General features: G+C 65.4%; 14 protein-coding genes. 3 read left to right on the top strand and 11 right to left on the bottom strand.

The window, feature by feature from the left end:
• Positions 1 to 23 precede the first annotated feature (23 nt).
• The 4 genes from ACDH77_RS20560 to ACDH77_RS20575 all read right to left on the bottom strand — a co-directional run bounded on the left by ACDH77_RS20560 (position 24) and on the right by ACDH77_RS20575 (position 4,947).
• Positions 24 to 1,334 carry an MFS transporter gene (locus ACDH77_RS20560; protein WP_372353647.1) on the bottom strand — a complete coding sequence of 437 codons (1,311 nt, stop codon included), beginning with the start codon at positions 1,332 to 1,334 and terminating at the stop codon, positions 24 to 26.
• A 473-nt stretch (positions 1,335 to 1,807) separates the two neighbouring features.
• The gene (locus tag ACDH77_RS20565; RefSeq protein WP_008573114.1) at positions 1,808 to 3,061 is read right to left on the bottom strand and encodes a dipeptidase; all 1,254 of its coding nucleotides are present in this window, start codon (positions 3,059 to 3,061) and stop codon (positions 1,808 to 1,810) included.
• Positions 3,062 to 3,341: 280 nt separating this feature from the next.
• On the bottom strand, positions 3,342 to 3,662 hold the full coding sequence (locus ACDH77_RS20570; protein WP_003482258.1) for a hypothetical protein: 321 nt from the start codon (positions 3,660 to 3,662) through the stop codon (positions 3,342 to 3,344).
• A 118-nt stretch (positions 3,663 to 3,780) separates the two neighbouring features.
• Entirely contained in the window at positions 3,781 to 4,947 is a 1,167-nt protein-coding gene (locus ACDH77_RS20575; RefSeq protein ID WP_372353648.1) for a class I SAM-dependent rRNA methyltransferase, read from the bottom strand.
• Positions 4,948 to 5,211: 264 nt separating this feature from the next.
• On the opposite strand from ACDH77_RS20575, the gene ACDH77_RS20580 reads away from it, so the two are divergent.
• Together ACDH77_RS20580 and ACDH77_RS20585 are read left to right on the top strand one after the other, a co-directional pair.
• The gene (locus tag ACDH77_RS20580; RefSeq protein WP_011349210.1) at positions 5,212 to 6,168 is read left to right on the top strand and encodes a TerC family protein; all 957 of its coding nucleotides are present in this window, start codon (positions 5,212 to 5,214) and stop codon (positions 6,166 to 6,168) included.
• Positions 6,169 to 6,554: 386 nt separating this feature from the next.
• Complete coding sequence (locus ACDH77_RS20585) at positions 6,555 to 7,343, top strand: rhomboid family intramembrane serine protease (RefSeq protein ID WP_109290574.1); 789 nt, start codon at positions 6,555 to 6,557, stop codon at positions 7,341 to 7,343.
• A 121-nt stretch (positions 7,344 to 7,464) separates the two neighbouring features.
• Here ACDH77_RS20585 and ACDH77_RS20590 read toward each other — a convergent pair whose 3' ends face one another.
• A complete protein-coding gene (locus tag ACDH77_RS20590; protein ID WP_126952612.1) occupies positions 7,465 to 8,562 on the bottom strand; it encodes a glycerophosphodiester phosphodiesterase in 1,098 nt (365 codons plus the stop codon).
• A gap of 240 nt (positions 8,563 to 8,802) precedes the next feature.
• Positions 8,803 to 11,103 carry a TonB-dependent receptor gene (locus tag ACDH77_RS20595; RefSeq protein WP_057682036.1) on the bottom strand — a complete coding sequence of 767 codons (2,301 nt, stop codon included), beginning with the start codon at positions 11,101 to 11,103 and terminating at the stop codon, positions 8,803 to 8,805.
• 192 nt (positions 11,104 to 11,295) lie between these two features.
• Here ACDH77_RS20595 and ACDH77_RS20600 point away from each other — a divergent pair, with 192 nt between their 5' ends.
• Positions 11,296 to 12,153 (top strand): phosphatase PAP2 family protein, encoded by an 858-nt coding sequence (locus tag ACDH77_RS20600; protein WP_109290577.1) that lies wholly within the window; start codon positions 11,296 to 11,298, stop codon positions 12,151 to 12,153.
• 163 nt (positions 12,154 to 12,316) lie between these two features.
• Here ACDH77_RS20600 and mnmE read toward each other — a convergent pair whose 3' ends face one another.
• From mnmE to rpmH, 5 genes are all read right to left on the bottom strand, one after another.
• Entirely contained in the window at positions 12,317 to 13,657 is a 1,341-nt protein-coding gene (gene mnmE / locus ACDH77_RS20605) for a tRNA uridine-5-carboxymethylaminomethyl(34) synthesis GTPase MnmE (protein WP_029820540.1), read from the bottom strand.
• 156 nt (positions 13,658 to 13,813) lie between these two features.
• Entirely contained in the window at positions 13,814 to 16,516 is a 2,703-nt protein-coding gene (locus ACDH77_RS20610) for a polysaccharide deacetylase family protein (protein ID WP_122273461.1), read from the bottom strand.
• Between the two features lie 85 nt (positions 16,517 to 16,601).
• Positions 16,602 to 18,326 (bottom strand): membrane protein insertase YidC, encoded by a 1,725-nt coding sequence (gene yidC, locus ACDH77_RS20615; protein ID WP_008573001.1) that lies wholly within the window; start codon positions 18,324 to 18,326, stop codon positions 16,602 to 16,604.
• Between the two features lie 25 nt (positions 18,327 to 18,351).
• Entirely contained in the window at positions 18,352 to 18,789 is a 438-nt protein-coding gene (gene rnpA / locus ACDH77_RS20620) for a ribonuclease P protein component (RefSeq protein ID WP_007968218.1), read from the bottom strand.
• A gap of 38 nt (positions 18,790 to 18,827) precedes the next feature.
• Positions 18,828 to 18,968 (bottom strand): 50S ribosomal protein L34, encoded by a 141-nt coding sequence (rpmH, locus tag ACDH77_RS20625; RefSeq protein ID WP_002805908.1) that lies wholly within the window; start codon positions 18,966 to 18,968, stop codon positions 18,828 to 18,830.
• Positions 18,969 to 19,210 lie beyond the last annotated feature (242 nt).

Below are 19,210 nucleotides of genomic sequence, written 5' to 3' on the forward strand. Positions count from 1 at the left end.
GCACACTCGCTGGGACGGACGCATCACTGGTTCACCGCGCGTGCCGGCACCCGCAGCACCAGCGCGGCGCCCAGCAGCATGGCCCCGGCCAGCACATACAGCGCCAGCTCGGTGCTGTGGGTGGCGTCCTTGATCCAGCCCACCAGGTACGGGCTGACGAAGCCGGCGACCTGGCCGGTGGAGTTGATCAGCGCCAGCCCACCAGCCGCGGCGGCGGCGGTGAGAAAGCCGTTGGTCAGCGGCCAGAACAGCGGCAAGCCACTGACCGCGCCCATCGTGGCCAGGGTCATGCCGAACAGGGCCAGAGCCAGGTTGTCGGTGACGCTGGCGGCGATGCACAGCCCGGCCGCTCCCATCAGCAACGGGAGTACCAGGTGCCAGCGGCGCTCGCAGCGGCGATCGGCCGAGCGGCCCATCAGCACCATGAACACCGCCGCGGCCAGGTACGGGATCGCGCTCATCAGACCGATGCGGATCGGGTCGGTGACACCGCTGCCCTGGATGATCGACGGCAGCCAGAAGTTGATCGCATACACCCCGCTCTGGATGCAGAAGTACACCGTGCCCAGCAGCCACACCGCCGGATTGCGCAGCACCGCGCCCAGTGAGGTGGACGCGCCGGCCGGCTTGCCTGCTTCGTCCTCGGCCAGCACGCGTGCCAAGGCCTGTTTTTCCTGCGGGTTGAGCCAGCTAGCCTGTTGCACGCCGTCGCTGAGCAGGAACCACACCCCGATGCCCAGCAACACGGTCGGCAGGCCCTGCAGCAGGAACATCCATTGCCAGCCGGCCAGGCCGCCCTGCCCGGCCGAGAAGTGATCCAGGATCCAGCCGGACAACGGCCCGCCCAGCACCCCGGAGATCGGGATCGCCGACATGAACACGGTCATGACCCGGCCATGCCGGGCACGCGGGAACCAGCGGGTCAGGTACAGCACGATGCCGGGAAAGAAGCCCGCCTCGGCCGCACCGGTGAGCAGGCGCAGGGTGTAGAACCCGGCCGGGGTGCGCACGAACAGCAGGCAGGTGGAGAGCAGGCCCCAGCTGACCATCATGATCGCCACCCAGCGTCGGGCACCGATGCGCTGCAGGATCAGATTGCTCGGCACCCCGCAGGCCAGGTAACCGATGAAGAAAATGCCCGCGCCCAGCCCGTACACGGTCTCGCTCATGCCCAGGTCGCCCAGCATCTGCAGCTTGGCAAAGCCCACGTTGACCCGGTCCAGGTAATTGAACAGGTAGCAGACGAACAGGAACGGGATCAGCCGCCACAGGATCTTGCGGTAGGTCGGACCCATGTCATCGGAGGGCGGCAGGGGCCGGGTGGCTTGGGTCATCGCACGCTCCAGCAGTCGGAAGGCCAGCCGGTGCGCAGTGCGGCAGCACCGACACCAGGCAGGTGGTCGACGCATTTTAGATTGAGCGTTTTCCCGGAATCATCGTCAGGGTGTTGCCTGTCTGCCGGCTGGCACGCGCAAATTTTCGTGCAAATGCCCAAATCAACTGCAACCGCTCCCGGCGTGTGCCGGGCTCGGAACGCAACAGCCACCATGCTGTTGGTGCAGGGCTGGCCGCCCCGATGCAGCGACGGCGCCCCGCCACCCAACCGCTTGGCTGACACCTAGCGCCGGCGCACTCCGCGCGCGCCCCAACCAGCCCATCCGGCGAAGAAGCCCGCGGCAGCAACGCTGCCTCTACCCCAGCCCTGCACCCACAACCAAGCCGGCGGCCAGCACCCAGCCCCACACGACACACCGCCTCGGCTTTGCGAATCCCGATTCCCGAATCCCGAATCCCTGGTCCCCCAGCACTACCTCCCCACTCCCGATTCCCGTTTCCCGGCCGCATACGCCTGCGCCTGGCCCATCACCCGCAACAGGTTGCCGCCCCAGATGCCGGCGATCTGCTGCTCGGTGTAGCCCTTGCGCAACAGCCACGCGGTGATGCGCGGCAGGTCGGAGACATCTTCCAGGCCCACCACCCCGCCACCGCCGTCCCAATCCATGCCGATGCCCACGTGCTCGGGCCCGACCACTGCCAATAAGTGCTCAAGATGCGCGAAGAAGTCTTCTTCGGTGGCGCGCTTGATCGGGTAGCGCGCATCCAGCTCCTTCAGCGCGGCGCTGAGCTTGGTACCGTCGGCGATCTTGACGTGCTCCCAGCCGCCGTATTGGTCGGTGAGCGCCTTCTCGGCGGCCTTGCGCTCGGGGCTGGCGCCGCTGTCCACCAGGTAGCCGCCGTAGGAATTGACCTGGATCACCCCGCCATGCGCGGCCAGCACCTTCAGGCGCGCATCGTCGATATTGCGCGGGTGGTTGTAGACCGCGCGCGCACCGCTGTGCGAGAGCACGATCGGCACCGGCGACAGCGCGATCAACTGGTCGAACACCGCATCGGAGGCATGCGATTGATCGATCACGATGCCCAACGCCTGCGCCTGTTGCACCAGCTGTTTGCCGGCCGGGCTCAGGCCGTTCCACTCCGCGCCCTTGGGGTCGGTGGCCGAGTCGGCGAACTCGTTGTTGAGAAAGTGCACGGTGCTCATCAAGCGCAGCCCCTGCGCGTAATAGAAGCGCAGCAAGGTGGGGTCGGCTACCAGCGGGCTGGCGTTTTCCATGCTGATGTACACCACGCGCTTGCCGGCGGCCTTGATGCGCGCGGCGTCGGCCGGCGTGGTGGCCAGTGCAAAACGCTGCGGTTGCGCGGCCACCAATGTGTGGATCTTCAGCAGGCGCTGCAGACCGGCATCGCGATCGTCCAGGTGCGCGGCTGCACTGCGATCGCCCTGCCCGGTGTAGACCGCCCAGAACCCACCATCCAGCGCGCCTTCGACCATGCGCGGGTAATCCACCTGGGACAGGCGGTTGCCGGCATGCGCCTGCAAGACGTCGAAGTCGGCGCGTTCCAGATTGGCAGGCGTGTCCAGATGCGAATCCAGCGTGACCAGGCGTTTCTGCAGGGCAGTCGCGCGCGCCAGTTCGGCCTTGGAAAACTCCAGCGCATGTGCGGGCAGCGCAGCGGCCAGCAACAACGTGGCAGACAGGCAAAGCGAACGCAGGTGCATGCGATCTCACAGGCAGTGGGGGTGAGCCGATCATAGCGGCTGGCTACACGCACTGCGGCCACACGTGGGACGCTGCAGCGCTGCGGTCGATCCGCACGGCGTGGCGTGCGATACGCGCGATGCAAGCGCAGTTCTGCGGCGATGCCGATGGCGTGCGCACGCGCGATGCTGTCGAGCGACGCCGCCATGCCGGCAACCACGGCGCGGGCGGCCGCTCGTCGTTGCAGATCGGTTTGATCTGCCTGGCAGCGCGCGCAAACCGCCTCGCGCGCTATATCGCTCAGTCGTCCAGTTCTGCCAGACGCGCGCGCACGCTGTCCACATCGATGTGTTCGCGCACATGCGGCCACTGCCGCGCCCACACCGAACGGAACACGATCCACGCACCGAACACGCCCAGACAGGTCGAGCCCAGCGCCAGCAGCAACGGGTGCAGCGGCGAACCGTCGCCGGTCTGGAACAGATACATGAAAGCCCCGGAAAACAGCAGCCAGACGCCGAACACCGGCCAGTTGCTGGCCAGCAGGCTGGCATTGGGCCGCTCGATCTGCCGCAGCAAGCGGCGCAGGGCCTTGCGTTCGTCTTCGTCGCTGGAGGTCATCGGCTGCCGGCTCCTGGTTGCATGTCTGCGTTGACCTACTGCTGGCCGACGATGGCATCGCGCCGCGAAAGACGCTACCTGCCACACGGCAGCGGGCGTCTTTCGCCGCAACGCGCTGCTACATCACCCGGCAGAACACCGCCTTCAGATAGCGCGATTCCTGCACGTGCGCCATGAACGGATGATCGGGACCGGCCCCGGCCACTTTCAGGATCTGGATGGTGCGCCCGGAGAAATATGAGGCGCGCCGCAGCATGTCCAGGAACTCCTGCTCGGCCACCAGACCGGTGCACGAGAAGGTGGCGAACAGGCCGCCCGGCTTGACCACGCCCAAGGCCAGCTTGTTCATGTCCAGGTATTTCTTCAGCGCCGGAATCACCTGATCGCGGTCGCGGGTCATCTTGGCCGGATCCAGGATCACCACATCGAACTGCTCGCCGCGGTTGGCCGCATCGCGCAGCCACGGAAAGATGTCGGCCTGCACGAACTTGGGCCGCACGTTATTGAGCTTGGCGTTGCCCTTGGCAATGGCAATCACGTCTTCGTCGATGTCCACGCCCAGCACTTCGGCCGCACCGCGGGCGGCCGCATACACCGCAAAGCCGCCGGTGTTGCAGCACAGGTCCAGCACGCTCTTGCCTTCGACCTGCTCGCTCAGCCACTGGCGGTTGTCGCGCTGGTCGGCGAAAAAACCGGTCTTGTGCGCACCGGCCGGGTCGGCGCGGAACTTGATGCCGTGCTCGGTGATCACCGCCGCTTCGGTGGTGGTGTTGCTGTGGAAATCGAAGCTTTCCTGCTTTTGCACATGTTCGTCGGCAAAGCTGTGGAAGCGGCAGCCAGGGAACTGTTCGCGCAGCGCCTCGTAGATCCATTCGCGATGACGGAACATGCCGGCGGCGAAGAACTCCACCACCACCAGGTCGCCGTAGCGGTCCACCACCAGGCCGGACAGGCCGTCGCCTTCGCTGTGCACCACGCGCCAAGCGTCGGACACGCCATCGAGCTTGAGCCAGTCGCGGCGCAGGCTCACTGCCGCGGCGATCTTGCGCGAGAACCAGCCCGCATCCACCGGTACCGACCGGTCGGTTTCCAGGATGCGCGCGGCAATGCGCGAATGGCCGTTGTAGAAGCCGCGGCCAATCCATTCCCCATCCACGCCGACCACATCGACGATGGTGCCGGGCTTGGGCTTGGCGGCGGGCTTTTCCACCAGCTTCTGGAAGATCCACGGGTGGCTGGAGCGCCAGGCATTCTTGAGACGGACGACGGGGACTGGAATATTCATCGGTCCATTGTATCCGGCTGGATTGACGTGCCTGCGCCGTGCACGCAGAATCGGGCGCAGAAGGGGAGTAGCTCCCAGCGTTGTCGCCGTCATTACGAGCCCGCCATGTGCAGCGCTCCGGTGCAACGGCAACCGGCCCGGCCGGTTGCGAGCGAGACCTTCGCCGCGCAGGCGAAGGTCCGTCACCCGGAATCCACGATTTCCGTGTCACAAGGCCTCAGCCCGCCGGCTGTCCAGGCCGCTTTCACTTTTTTCGGGATTCTTATGCAAACCATTGGCAACGTGTGGTTATGGGGTGGCTTCGCGGTGGTGGTGATCGCCGCGCTGCTGATCGATCTGGTGCTGATGCGCCACGGCGGCGCCCACAAGGTCACCTTCAAGGAGGCCACCTGGTGGAGCATCGGTTGGGTGCTGCTGGCGCTGGCCTTCAATGCCGGGCTGTGGTGGTACCTGCAAGGCAGCGTCGGCGACGCCCAGGCCGACCAGATCGGGCTGCAGTTCCTCACCGGCTACCTGGTGGAAAAATCCCTGGCGGTCGACAACATCTTCGTCTTCCTGATGGTGATGACCTACTTCGGCGTGCCCGAAGAACAGCGCCAGCGCGTGCTGATCATCGGCGTGCTGGGCGCGATCGTGCTGCGCGCGATCATGATCTTTGCCGGCTCGATGCTGCTGGCCAAGTTCCATTGGCTGCTCTACGTGTTCGGTGCGTTCCTGCTGCTGACCGGCATCAAGATGTGGTTCTCCGCCGGCAAGGAGCCGGATCTGGAAGCCAACCCGGTGCTGCGCTGGATGCGCGGGCACCTGCGCCTGAGCCCGCAGTACCACGGCAACCTGCTCAGCGTGATCAAGGACGGCAAGCGCTGGTTTACGCCGCTGTTCGTGGTGCTGATTTTGATCGCGGTGATCGATGTGATCTTCGCGGTGGACAGCATCCCGGCGATCTTCGCGATCACCACCGACCCGTTCATCGTGCTCACCTCCAACGTGTTCGCGGTGCTGGGCCTGCGCGCGATGTTCTTCCTGCTGGCCGGCATGGCCGACCGCTTCCACCTGCTGCCCTACGGCCTGGCGGTGATCCTGGTGTTCATCGGCATCAAGATGATGATCATCGATCTGTACAAGATCCCGGTGCTGGTGTCGCTGGGCGTGGTGGTTGCGATCCTGGTGGCGACCATCGTGCTGAGCCTGCTGCGCCCGCCCAGGCCTGCCGGGCACTGAGGGAATCGGGAATCGGGAATCGTGGCGCAGCCTGCACTGCTGGCAACCATGCGCACCGACCATCTCGCCAGGTCCTTGCCCGCCCACCGTCGCGGGACCTTGAGCGGCATGGATGCCGCGCCAGAGCTTACAAGGACGTACTTGCAGCGTGTCCCGCGATGGTGGGCGGGCAAGGGCCCTGCAGCCAAGCTGCAGATCGGCCGGAAGTGGACTTTGCAGATGGCGGATGGCGCGGCACGTGCGGTGCCGCGCCTCATCCACTTGCGTCATGCGCGGCAGACGACGCCAGGATTCGGCGGCGGGATTGGATTATCCCGCCGCCGGGCCTGCTTATCCCGAGTTTGAGAGGCTTGTAAAAAAACCCGCGCGACGCCATCCGTGAAGGTATGACACCGCATCCTGTTGCCGCCGCCGACACCACCGCCCAAGCTCGCCTGGATCGTTCCCGGGTCTTGCGCGCCTTCAATGTGAGCCTTGCCGCCGTGCTGCTGCTGGTGGCGGTGTTCACCGCCCAGGGCATGTTCGACTTGCGCGCCTGGGCGGTGGCACCGCTGCAGGCCGACGGCCTGCGCGGCATCCTCACCGCACCGCTGCTGCATGGTTCGCTGGCCCACCTGGGCGCCAACGCCGCGGCGCTGCTGATCCTGGGCACGCTGGCCGGCAGCGTGTATCCACGTGCCACCGTCATGGCGCTGCCGCTGTTGTGGCTGGGCTCGGGCCTGGGCGCATGGCTGCTGGGCGAACCCGGCAGCCGGCATCTGGGCGCCAGCGGCGTGACCCACGGGCTGATGTTCCTGGTGTTCGTGCTGGGCCTGCTGCGCCGCGACCGCCCCGCGATCGCCACCAGCATGATCGCCTTCCTGTTCTACGGCGGCATGCTGATGACCATCCTGCCGCACGAAGCCGGCGTGTCCTGGCAATCGCATCTGGGCGGTGCGGTGGCCGGCCTGATCGCCGCCCTGCTGCTGCGCCTGCGCGACCCGCAACAGGCCAGGCCGCGCTACAGCTGGGAAGACGAGGACGAAGACGCCGCCTGGGAGGTGAGCAACCCTGAGCACGCGATGCTGGAACCGCCACCGCCGCGTCAGGTGCCGGTGCTGTGGCAGCGCCAGGACGATGGCTCAGACAACGTGGTGCTGCATTTCCCGCCGCGCGAACGGCCACCAGGTACCTGAGACGGATCAGGCAACCACGAATCGGTCGATCGCGCTGCGCTGCCCTGCGTAGGAGCGTGCCTGCGCGACGGGCCGTACCGATAGAACCCGTCGCGCTCTGGCGCGCTCCTACAGATGCTGATTAGCGCGCGGGGCGCCCGCTCAATGCGCGCCGCGCCAGGCCCGGGTCGTCGGCGAAGAACGCATCGATGCCCGCATCCAGATACGCCTTCAACTCGACCAACGCACCGGCGTCGTTGCGCTCGGTCACCGCGCCGCCGCTGCGGTTGTTGGCGGCCAGAAAATAATTTTCTGGACGGAACGTATACGGCTGCACCTGCAACCCGGCCGCATGTGCGTCGTGCACCAGGCTGGTGGGCGCGCCCAAACGTTGCTGCGCATCCAGCGGGATGATGCTGCGGATGTCGGGGCCGATCGCATCGGCATATGTCGCGACCTGCTTCAGGCCGTCCGGCGTGATCATCTGCCCGTAGGTCTTCGGCGCATCGTCCGTGCCGGCGGGCAGCGCCATCTGCGCGCCACCGAGCAACTGCAGCAGGCCGATGTTGCTGGTGCGCCCGATCTTGTCGCGCAGATAGCGCAGGTTGCCGGTCTCGAACGACTGGATGATCACCGGCGCAGTCCGGGTATAGGCATGCGCCTGCAAGGTGGCCAGCACCTTGTCTTCCATCGGCAGGCCCAGCGCCTTGAAATAGCTGGGGTGCTTGATCTCCGGAATCAGCCCGATGGTGCGGCCGGTCGCTGCCGATTCTGCGGCGACGAAATCGATGATCTCCTCGAAGGTCACGATCTGGAATTGCCCGTCCCAGCGCGTGCCGCGCAGCTGCGGCAGCCGCTCGCGCGCACGTAGCGTCTTCAACTCGGCCAGGGTGAAATCTTCGGTGAACCAGCCTTCCATCGCCTGACCGTCGATGGTCTTGCGGGTCTTGCGCGCAGCGAATTCCGGGTGGCTGGCCACATCGGTGGTGCCGCCGATCTCGTTCTCGTGCCGCGCGATCAGTACGCCATCCTTGGTGGACACCAGATCCGGCTCGACAAAATCGGCGCCATCGACAATGGCTTTGGCATAGGAGGCCAGGGTGTGTTCCGGACGCAGCGCACTGGCGCCGCGGTGCGCAAAGATCTGCACCGTCTTGGCCAGCGGCGCTTCGGCAACTGCCGGGCCGTTCATGCCAACCATCATCGCTCCCACCAACCAGATACGACCGAACTGCATCATGCATCTCTCCAACGAAAAACAGGTACCGAATCGACGTATGACCGCCGGGCGAGTCTGGTCGATAGGCGGCGCGGGAGGTACGACTGTACATCCCGCTTCCGCTGCATCGTCAGCACCCGCCGGAACATCACTCGCGACGTCTTGTTCGCCAGCCTGAAACTGTCTGCGTCGATCGAAACCGGAATTCGGTAAGCAACCGCAAGACCGGCTCTTACGATTCCCCAATCCCGATTCCCGTCCTCAGAACTTCGCATCCAGCGTCAAGAACACTTGCCGCGGCGCACTGGCATGGAAGGCCAGCTGGCGGCCGTTGGGATCGCTATTGGCGAAGGCCGTCAGGTTGGAGGCGTAACGCTTGTCGGTGAGGTTGGTGACATTGAGCGAAAGCTTGAGCCCCTGCAGCACGCCAACCTGGCCGAAGTCATAACCACCGCCCGCATCGAAGGCGGTGTAGCCGCCGAAGCCCTGGTCGTTGGTGTAGGTGTAGTAGCGCTGGCCGGTGTACTTGCCGCGCAGGTTGAGATTCCACGGCCCGTAATTGAAGGCCAGTTCGCTGGCGAACATGCGCTTGGGCGTGTCGACGGTGTACTTGCCGGCGGTGGGAATCACCACGCCGTTCTGCACGTAGTTGTCGTCGTAGGTCGAACGGTTGATCGAGGCCGAGTTGTACCACTGCAGGTAGCTGGTCGGCTTCCAGATCACCGTCAGTTCGCCGCCGCGGCTGCTCACCGAGCCCACGTTGAAGAAGCGCGTGGTGCATGCGGGCGTGGTGCCCTGCTGGATGCTGGCGCAGGGGTTGAGCGAAAGCAGGCGGTTATCGAAGGTGACGTCGTAACCGACCAGCGAGGCTTCGAAGCGGTCGCGCACGAACCGATAGCCCGCTTCCAGCGTGCGCGATTTCTCCGGCTCCAATGCGCCGACGCTGGCATCGAACGAGGCCTGGGTCACCAGCAATGGACCGCCGGCGCCGCCGCCCTGGAACGCGGCGATGTTTTCCGCGTACGAGGCGAACACTTCCTGGCCTTCGGCCAGGCGATAGCCCACGCCGATCTGCGGCAACACCGATTCGCTGGCCTTGAGCGAACCGGTGGCCACCGGCGCTTCCACTGCCACGCCCGGCGTCTCGCGCGCGGTCATTTCGGTGCTTGGGCTCTTGACGCCCAGGTCCAGGCTCAGACGCTCATCCAGGAACCTGAAATTGCCCTGCACGTAGAACTGCCGCGTGGTGATGATGTAGTTCTGCGAGAACAAACGGCGATTGGGATTCTGAAGGAACTTGTCGTCGCTGACCGGACCATCGATCCAGTAGAAATTGCGCTCCACATCGTGATGATTGCGCTCGTACCACAGGCCCGCTTCCAGATGATGCGGGCCAAGATCCCAACCGAGCGAGGCGATGCCGCCGGTGCGGTTGATCCAGTAATTGGTGCTGCGGATGGAAATCGGCAATGCCTGCGGCGTACCCGGATTGGACGCCTGGCCCGGCGACCACCAGTGGCCCTGGCCCTTGTTTTCATGGTGATAGACCTGCGTATGCAGGCTGATCGCATCGTTGGGCTGGAAATCGCCGGCCACGTAGAACAGGTCGTCGTCGCGCAAGGCGCGGCTCTGGTAATACGCATCGTCGATGTTGTCGACACCGCCGCTGAAACCGCAACGCGCGGCATTGCGCGTGGCCGGTGCGCAATACGCTGCAGCCAATGCGCGGTTCCAGTCCGGCGCGTACAGATTCCAGTCCCAGCCCAGGCCGCGTGCCATGCCGCTCTTGGACAGGTACGCATAGTCGGCCTGCGAAGTACGCGAGGTATCGGCGAATGCGGTCAGCTTGCCGCCATCGAACTGGTACACGCCCTTGGCATTGAACTGCCGCGTGGTGGTCGGCGATTCCGGGCGCGCCCACATGTCGGCTTCGGCGTTGATGCCCGACACATATGCCGAAAACCCGTTGTAATCGCCGGTATCCACGCGCAGGAAGGTACGCCGATTGGCATCGGAGCCCACCGTCTGCGATACCTGCCCGCCGAATACGCTGGACGGATCTGCCGAGTAATACTGGATGGTGCCGCCCAGGTTGCTGGTCGACGCCGTGCCCAACGCACCGATGCCCGAAGCCAGCTCCACGCCGCCGAAGTTTTCCGCAATCAATGCGCGGCTGATGTTGAGGCCGTTGTAGTTGCCATAGGCGTTGTCGCCCAGCGGCAGGCCGTCGAGCGTATAGCCCAGGCGCGTGCCGTTGAAGCCGCGCAGGCTGATCGTCTGCGATTCTTCGTTGGCACCGAACGCATCGTTGGATTGCACGTTCACGCCCGGCATGCGGTTGAGCAGCTTCTGGATGCTGGTGCCCGGCGGCAGCACCGCAATGTCCTGCGGGGTGATGCGCTGCACCTGGCGGGTTTCGCCCTGGCCGATCACCGACACCGCATCGAGTTGCTGCACGGTCGCACCGGTATCGGCAGACACCTCAGGGTCGGCGGCGTAAGCGGCAGGCGCGAGCACGAGCGCGGCGAGAACGGCGGCACTTAACTGATGGGTCTTGGGCATGAGCGGCGTTGGGGACGAGTCAAAAGATGGCGGCAAGCGTGCGACAGTTGTCTTGCGTCGATGCGACCGAAACATGACAGTGCAACGACAACCGTTTCGCATCCCTGGCCGTTGCTGCGTCGCGTTGGCATGCAGCTGTCATCGAGCCGTCGTAATCTGCGGGCTCTTCCATTCGTGTTGTCTGAGGTTGCCATGTCGCAGCGCATTGCTTGCCACTCTCACCGGACGCTGGTCAGCGTTGCCATCGCCGCGCTGTTGATCGGCAGCGGCATCGCAAGTGCACGGGACAAGGCAGCCGCGAAAGATTCGGTGCTCGCCACCGATGCGCATGGGTACCTGGAGAAACAACAACTGCCCGACAGCGTGCAGCTGGTGCCACCGCCACCGCAGGAGGGCAGCGCTGCGCTCGCCAACGACGAGGCAGTGGCCAAGGCCATGCTCGCCCTGCGCGGGACACCGCGCTGGGAGCTGGCCGCGCAGGACGCGGTGCTGAGCTTTCCGGCTGCGGCCACGCACTTCAGCTGCGCGCTCGGCATACAGATCGACCAGACCAGCACCCCGCATCTGATCCGTCTGCTCGAACGCAGCATGCGCGATGCCAGCACCGCGACCAGCGCCGCCAAGGCACGCTATCAGCGTCCACGCCCGTTCATGCGCAACGCGCAACCGATGTGCACCCCGGCCGATGACGCGGCCCTGCGCAAGAACGGTTCCTACCCCTCCGGCCACACCGCCATCGGCTGGACCTGGGGTCTGATCCTGTCCGAAATCGCCCCCGCCCACCGCGACGCCCTGCTCGCGCGCGGCCGCGCCTTCGGCGACAGCCGCCTGGTCTGCAACGTGCACTGGCAGAGCGATGTGACCCAGGGCCGCGTGGTGGGCGCTGCCACGGTCGCCGCATTGCACGCCAATCCTGCGTTCGAAAAAGACCTGGCCGCCGCACGCCGCGAGATCGAACAGGCGCAGGCCAAGCAGCCGGCTGCGTCCTCGGTGGCTGCGTGCAACGCGGAAAACCAAGCGCTAGGGACCGCATTGCCTGGGGTGATGTAGTCCACCGCACGCGCACGGCGGATGCGCCTGCGGTGCTCGGACGACGTGCGAGAGGTTGCGCCCGCATCGCCGTCCACGCAGATGATGTGCGGCGGCAGCTGCGTCTGGGTGCGGCCCGGTTCCGACGGTTCCCGCGCGCCTCATCGCGCTGGGCATCGCCGCATCACTTGCCGATGCAAAAACTCGAGAAGATCTTGCCGAGCAGGTCATCGGCACTGAGCTTTCCGGTGATCTCGCCGAGCGCTTCATGTGCCAGGCGCAGTTCTTCGGCAGCCAGTTCCAGCTGCTCGAAACCCAGTTCCAGATCGGCAGCGTCCACGTGTTGTTCGGCGCGACGCAGCGCCTGAACATGCCGCGTGCGGGCAGAGAATTCGCCCTCGACGCTGTCCACGCCATCGCCGAGCGCAAGCGCGCGTAGGCGGATGTGCAATTGCTCCAGTCCTTGTCCGGTCACGGCAGAGACAGCGATCGCATTGGCATCGAGCGATGCGGCATTGCCGAGCAGATCGCATTTGTTGTGGATCCACAGCTGACGCGGCACGGCATCGATGGCATCGCCAATGGCATCGCGGGCGGCCTGCGGGTCGCGTGCATCCAGCACCACCAGTGCCAGGTCCGCGCGCTCCAGCTCGGCGCGTGCACGGCGCATGCCTTCGCGTTCGATCGCATCGCCGCCATCGCGCAGGCCGGCGGTATCGACCAGGGTCAACTCGAAGCCGTCGAGCTGGATGGCTTCGTGCAAGGTGTCGCGGGTGGTGCCGGCGACATCGGTGACGATCGCCCGGTCGCTTCCGGCCAGCGCATTGAGCAAGGAACTCTTGCCGGCGTTGGGCGGGCCGATCAACACCGCATGCAGGCCGTCGCGCAACTTGCGTCCGCGTTCGGCATCGCGCAGCAGCTGGGCGAGCACGTTGCGCGCCTGACCCAGACCATCGCGTAGTTGGTTGCCGCCCAAGGTGTCGAGCGGCTCGTCGGCAAAGTCGATGGCCGCTTCCACGTGGATACGCAGGCGGGTCAGTGTGTCCGCCACCGCATCGACCCGTCGCGAAAACACCCCGTCCAGTGCGCGCCGCGCGGCGCGTGCCGCCCGCAGGTCGCCGGCTGCGATCAGGTCGGCGATCGCTTCGGCCTGCGCAAGATCGAGCTTGCCGTTGAGAAATGCACGCTCACTGAATTCACCGGCGCGTGCCTGGCGGGCACCCAGTTCGATGCAACGGGCAACCAGTTGCCGCAACAGCACCGGGCTGCCATGGCCTTGCAGCTCGACGACGTCTTCGCCGGTAAAGCTGTGCGGCGCGTTGAACCACAGCGCAATGCCATCGTCGATGATGGCGCCCTGCCCGTCGCGAAAACGCGCGTAGTGCGCATGCCGCGGCTGCATCCGCGCAATTCCCAGTTGCGCTGCAATCTGCACCGACTGCGCCCCGGACAGGCGCACGATGCCCACGCCGCCGATTCCGGCAGCACTGGCGATGGCAACGATGGTCGAAGCGGAAGACGACATGGGCACTGCTCTACGTGGATTGAAAAAGGACACCTGTAGTTTAAACGGCGCAGTCAACAACGCCGACCCACATATTTGCGGGCACTTTTGAATCACCTCCCATGACGACATCCGCGCTGTCTGGCGTCTGCACGCCATGTCGTGTCGCGCGTCCGGTCACAACGATTGCAGCTGTGCGCGCGCCTGCTCGGCACCACTGCCTTGCGGCTGCAATTCCAGGTAGGTGGCATAGGCCTTGCGCGCCTTGTCGCGATCGCCTGCCTTGGCATATGCATCGCCGAGATTGAGATAGGCCACCGCGCGCGAGGGATCGATCTTCAAGGTATTTTCCAGCCAGCGCGCCGATTCGGCAAAGCGCCCCTGACGGTAATACACAAAGCCCAGGTTGTTGGCCGCCAGCGCGAAATCCGGACGCAGCTTCAGTGCCTCGGCAAATTGCTCGGCCGCATCGGCATAGCGCTTTTCCTTGTACAACTGCAGGCCGCGTTCGTTGGCCAGTTGTGCACGTTGGCGATCGCTGCTCTTTGCTGCGGTGGGCAACACCAGCGTGGCCTGGCCACCTTGCAGTGTCTTCACCGTCACCGGCACTGCAGCCACTGCCACACCGGCTGCGGCCGGCACAGGGCGCGCTGCGTCCACACGTGAGTTGAGCGCAATCGCATCGGCCGACAGCTGCGCGGTCTGCGCAGTGAGAAATTCTTCGCCGCTGGGAACCTGGAACACGAATTCGCCGCCTTGCGAACCGGGCAGGCTGCCGAATGCCGGCGTCTGCGCCGAGACTGCCGACACCGCGGGCGCCACGTACGCGGCCAGTTCGGTTCCGGTGATCAAGCCATCGCCATTGAGGTCGCCCTTGCCAGCCAATGCCTGCAACAGCACCCAGGTGAACACCGAATGCCCATTGGGCCCGCTATCGGCCACCTGTTGATCGGCGCCGCCGGCGGTGAGCATCTGGCGCGCGATGCGCCGCGCGTTCTCGCGCAGATACGCGCTGGACGTCGGCCCGCCACGCGTCAATCCCAGCCCGCTGTAGCACGCATCCATCACGAACAAGACGTGCTTGGCCTGCAGGCTTTCGGCGATGTTCTGCAAATCGCTCATTGCGATCGCATCGCTGGCCAGATGCTGCGGGTCCGAGTCGACCGGAATGATGTAACCCAGATCGCGACCGGAAGCGAGCCGTCGTGTGGCGCCATGCCCGGCAAAGAACACGAACACGCGGTCGTTGGTTTGTGCACGGCCTTCGCCGAGGCGGTCGTGGAATGCGGCCAGGATATTGTTGCGCGTGGCCTGCCCGTCCTTGAGCACGATCACTTGCGAGGACGGAAATCCCAACGGCCCGGTCAGGGTACTGGCAATCGCCTGCGCATCGTTGGCCGCATATTCCAGCTTGGGCCAATGCGCGTAGTCGTCGATGCCGATCACGATCGCCCACGATTTCGCATAGCCGGTGGTCACCGTGGCATCGGCCGCCGCGCCGGGTGCGCGCGCGACCGAGAACTCACGGCCATTCCAGCCGGCGAACTGGTAACCGTCGGCGATCAGACGATCCAGAATCTGCGGCAGCGCCTTCACTGCGCGGTCGTGGATGTCATGAAACAGCACGATGCCACGCTGCTCCTTGTTCACTTGATCGAGCACGCGTTGCACGATGGATTCCGGCACCGGATCGGCCCAGTCCAGCGAGTCGATGTTCCACATGATCGATTTCAGGCCGGCTTCGCCCAGCAGCTGCAAGCCTTCCGCATTGCGTGCGCCATACGGAAACCGGAACAGCGGCGCGCGCTTGTCGTCCACTGCACGCAGCAAGGTGTCGGTATCCAGAACCTGGCGACGCAGTGCATCGCCGGTGGTCTTGGACAACTGTGCGTGGGTGAGGCTGTGGTTCCCCACCGCATAGCCTTCTTCCATCAGCGAATGACTGATCTTCGACAGCGGCGCAAGTTGCGGTTTGCCGTTGGCATCCAGGCTGCCGAGGTTGCGCCCCACTTCGAAGAACACGCCGGGCACATCGTAGCGCTTGAGAATCGCCACGATCTCTTCGGTGTAGGCCTTGTGCGGGCCATCGTCGAAGGTGAGCACCACTGTCTTGGGCGGCAGGTCGCGGCCGAACACTTCGCTGTCGCTGTCGCGCGCGGCGAACGGGTACGGCTCGACCACGCCATGGTCGCGCAGGATGTTCTCGCGCGTATAGAGCGTGCGCAACTGCGCCACGTAGTCGCCCCATTTCTCGCGCTTGGGCACGATGGCGCGGCTGCGATCGAAACGGCTGAAGATCTGCGTCAACTCCTTGTTGTAGCTGCGCTCGATCTCGTCCAGCGCCTCCAGATCCTCGCCGATGCGCTGATGCAGTTTCACCGCCGGCAATGCAGAGTCGCGGCCGATGCGCGCATGCAGATCGCGCAGCACCTCGGCAAATGCCAGGCGGTCGGCATCGAACAGATCCGACGCAGATTCCACCTCGTCCAGCACTGCGGCAATCGTCGCGAACCGGCGTGCATCCTTGGAAGCCAGAATCGTGTCCAACGATGCGGCAATGCGTTCGCGCTGCTCCAGGTTTTCATGAAACAACTGCTGGCCCACGCTGCTGGAGGTGGCGCGATCGCGTGGCGTTTGTTTGTCCTCATCGGCCAGCAGCACGATGATGCGGCGGTGCCGGTCCAGCTGTTCGCGCAGTTGCGCGATCAATGCACCGGTGGCGTTCCCGGTCTTGTCCGCCTGCGTGCCAGCGCTCGTTGCAGCCGCGGGCTTCGCAGCGCCGGCAGCATCGCTGGCGTCCTGCGTGCCGCAGCCGGCCAGTGCCAGCACTCCGACGCAACTTGCGCACAGCAACAGGCGATGCAACGGCGATGTGGTCACGACGGCGTCCTTGGCGAAAGAGACAACAGGCACTCAATGCGGGCTGATATGCAGAAAGCCCGCCTTGCGGCGGGCCTTCGTGTACTTACTTGGCGTTGGCCTGGATGATCTTGCTCGGCTTCTCGCCGTGCTGGCGGATCATCCACCACTGGATCAACAGGCCCAGCCCGCCGTTGACCACCCAGTACAGCACCAGGCCGGCCGGCATGAAGGCCATCATGACGCCGAACACCAGCGGCATGAACTGCATCATCTTGGCCTGCATCGGGTCCATGCCCGGGGTCGGGGTCAGCTTCTGCGTCGCCCACATGATCGAGATGTTGAGCAGCGGCAGGATGAAGTACGGGTCGCGCGCAGTCAGATCCTGGATCCAGCCCAGCCACGGCGCCTGGCGCAGTTCCACCGACTCCACCAGCACCCAGTACAGCGCGAAGAAGATCGGCATCTGGATCAGCAGCGGCAGGCAGCCGCCCATCGGGTTGATCTTTTCCTTCTTGAACAGCTCCATCGTCGCCTGCTGGTACTTGACGCGATCGTCGCCGTAGCGCTCCTTGAGCTGCGCCAGGCGCGGCTGGAAGCGGCGCATCTTGGCACCGGACTTGTACTGGGCAGCCGACAGCGGATACAGCGCCAGGCGCAGCAGGACCACCAGGCCGATGATGGCCCAGCCCCAGTTGTGCAGGAAGCTGTGCAGATGGCTCAGCACCCAGAACAGGCCCTGGCCGATGATGGCCATGATCGAGAAGCGGCTGTAATCGACCACGCGGTCCAGGCCCTTGACGTCTTCCTTGGCGATCAGGCTGACCAGCTTCGGGCCTACCCACAGCCGCGCTTCGGTGCTGGCGGTCTGGCCAGGTGCCACGGTGAAGGCCGGGCCGCGCAGCTCGGCCACGTCGCGCGGGCCGTCCTGGGCCAGCACGTACAGCGAGGCTTGGTCCTTCTGCGGAATCCACGCGGTGAAGAAGTGGTGCTGCAGCAGCGCTACCCAGCCGCCGGTGATCTGGCGATTCAGGCCGCCGTCGTCCATGTAGTCCTTGAACGCGCGCCGCTCGTAGCCTTCCTGCGGGCTGTACCAGGTCGCGCCATTGAAGCTGAAGGAATCCGGATTGGTCATGCCGCGGCTGAGGATGGTCGGCACCCGGCTCAGCTTCCGGAACACGTAGCCGTTCCACGGCGCGCCACTCTTGTTGATCACCTCGTCCTTGATCGAGATGGCATAGCGGCCGCGCTCCAGGGTAAAGGTGCGACGGATCGAGACGCCGTCGGGGCCATTCCAGACGAACGGCACCACCAGCGTGTTCTGGCCCTTGGCCATTTCGAACGTCGTGCCCGGCTGCTCGGCGCGGAAGCCGCCTACACCCGGCACCGGCGAATGCTCGCTGGCCCAGCCGCTGGTGGCGTTATACGGGTGCGCCGGATCTTCGGTCAGCAGGCTGACCGGCGCGGTGCCGTCCTTGGTCTGCGGGAATTGCAGCAGCTCGGCATCGAGCACGCTGCGGCCGTCCAGCTTCAGGCGCAGCACATCCGAGGTCAGGGTCACCACCGGCGCAGCGCCGGCTGCAGCCGGTGTTGCCGCAGTGCTGCTGGTCGCCGGCACCGTGCCCGGCGCGCCGGCCTGCGGAATGGGCTGGGCCGAAGGCACATTGGCCGCGCTCGGCGCTGCCGCATCCGGATCGCGCGCCGCCGGCACCGCCTGGGTCGCCGCGGCCACCGGCGCATTGGCAGCCGCCTTGTCCTTGCCCCACTCCATCCACAGCAACGCCGCGACCATCAGCCAGGCAAAAATCAGGAAAACACGGGTCTGGTTCATCGGGCAGCAACTCGCTCAGTCGGAACTACAGTTCCGGCTCTGTCGGGGAAGGGGAGGATGGGCGCACCGTCCTGGCGGGCGGCATTGTGCCGGGCGCAGCAGGCAGGGGCAATGCGCCGGCACGGCGCAGCAGACGCACGAAGGCATCGCGGATCTGTGGATTGGTCGCTTTTGCCGCCGCCGAGCGCGCCACGATGACGTAGTCACCACCGGCCAGCTCGGGCAATAGATGCCGCATGGCATCGCGCAGCACACGTTTGATGCGGTTACGTCCGACCGCGCGCGTATCGACCTTGCGCGACACGGCCATGCCCAGGCGCGGCGGTGTATCGCCGGTGCGCCAGTGCAGGCTTAGAAGTGGGTCCGAGGTGCGACGTGCAGTATCGAAAACGATCGTATATTGCGCACGCGTACGAACCCGCGCAGAGCGAGGAAATCGCCTGCACGGGTTCGATGCGTTCACGGTAGGGACTGCCTCGGCCGCAGGGAGCGGCGCGGCAATCAAGCGCTCAGGCGCTTGCGGCCCTTGGCGCGGCGGCGAGCCAGGATCTTGCGGCCGTCGGCGGTTGCCATACGTGCGCGGAAACCATGGTCGCGTGCTCGCTTGAGATTGCTGGGTTGGAAAGTACGCTTGGTGGCCATGGGGCCCTCTGCATGAATGGAGACGAATAGAACCGGCAATTCTATAGGCCTGCCGCGCCGCAGGTCAACACCCTGCTTGCCTTACCGCGGAGGAGGACGGCGGCGGCCTGTGGATGGCCCTGTGAATAACTCTGGGAAAACCCTGCCCTCGGTGCTAGTCTGGTCCATCCTCTTTTCACTACCGGGCTGCGAGCACGGCGCTTTTCTGCGCCCCGCGGCCGGCAACAGATGATCACACGTTG

The organism is Xanthomonas axonopodis pv. maculifoliigardeniae (genome assembly GCF_041519315.1).
GTDB classification, from domain to species: Bacteria; Pseudomonadota; Gammaproteobacteria; order Xanthomonadales; family Xanthomonadaceae; genus Xanthomonas; species Xanthomonas euvesicatoria.

Coding starts and splice junctions, on each gene's coding strand:
- ACDH77_RS20560 (WP_372353647.1), bottom strand. CDS start 1,334: ATGACCCAAGCCACCCGGCCCCTGCCGCCCTCCGATGACATGGGTCCG.
- ACDH77_RS20565 (WP_008573114.1), bottom strand. CDS start 3,061: ATGCACCTGCGTTCGCTTTGCCTGTCTGCCACGTTGTTGCTGGCCGCT.
- rpmH (WP_002805908.1), bottom strand. CDS start 18,968: ATGGCCACCAAGCGTACTTTCCAACCCAGCAATCTCAAGCGAGCACGC.
- ACDH77_RS20600 (WP_109290577.1), top strand. CDS start 11,296: ATGTCGCAGCGCATTGCTTGCCACTCTCACCGGACGCTGGTCAGCGTT.
- ACDH77_RS20575 (WP_372353648.1), bottom strand. CDS start 4,947: ATGAATATTCCAGTCCCCGTCGTCCGTCTCAAGAATGCCTGGCGCTCC.
- mnmE (WP_029820540.1), bottom strand. CDS start 13,657: ATGTCGTCTTCCGCTTCGACCATCGTTGCCATCGCCAGTGCTGCCGGA.
- ACDH77_RS20595 (WP_057682036.1), bottom strand. CDS start 11,103: ATGCCCAAGACCCATCAGTTAAGTGCCGCCGTTCTCGCCGCGCTCGTG.
- ACDH77_RS20590 (WP_126952612.1), bottom strand. CDS start 8,562: ATGATGCAGTTCGGTCGTATCTGGTTGGTGGGAGCGATGATGGTTGGC.
- ACDH77_RS20570 (WP_003482258.1), bottom strand. CDS start 3,662: ATGACCTCCAGCGACGAAGACGAACGCAAGGCCCTGCGCCGCTTGCTG.
- ACDH77_RS20585 (WP_109290574.1), top strand. CDS start 6,555: ATGACACCGCATCCTGTTGCCGCCGCCGACACCACCGCCCAAGCTCGC.
- yidC (WP_008573001.1), bottom strand. CDS start 18,326: ATGAACCAGACCCGTGTTTTCCTGATTTTTGCCTGGCTGATGGTCGCG.
- ACDH77_RS20580 (WP_011349210.1), top strand. CDS start 5,212: ATGCAAACCATTGGCAACGTGTGGTTATGGGGTGGCTTCGCGGTGGTG.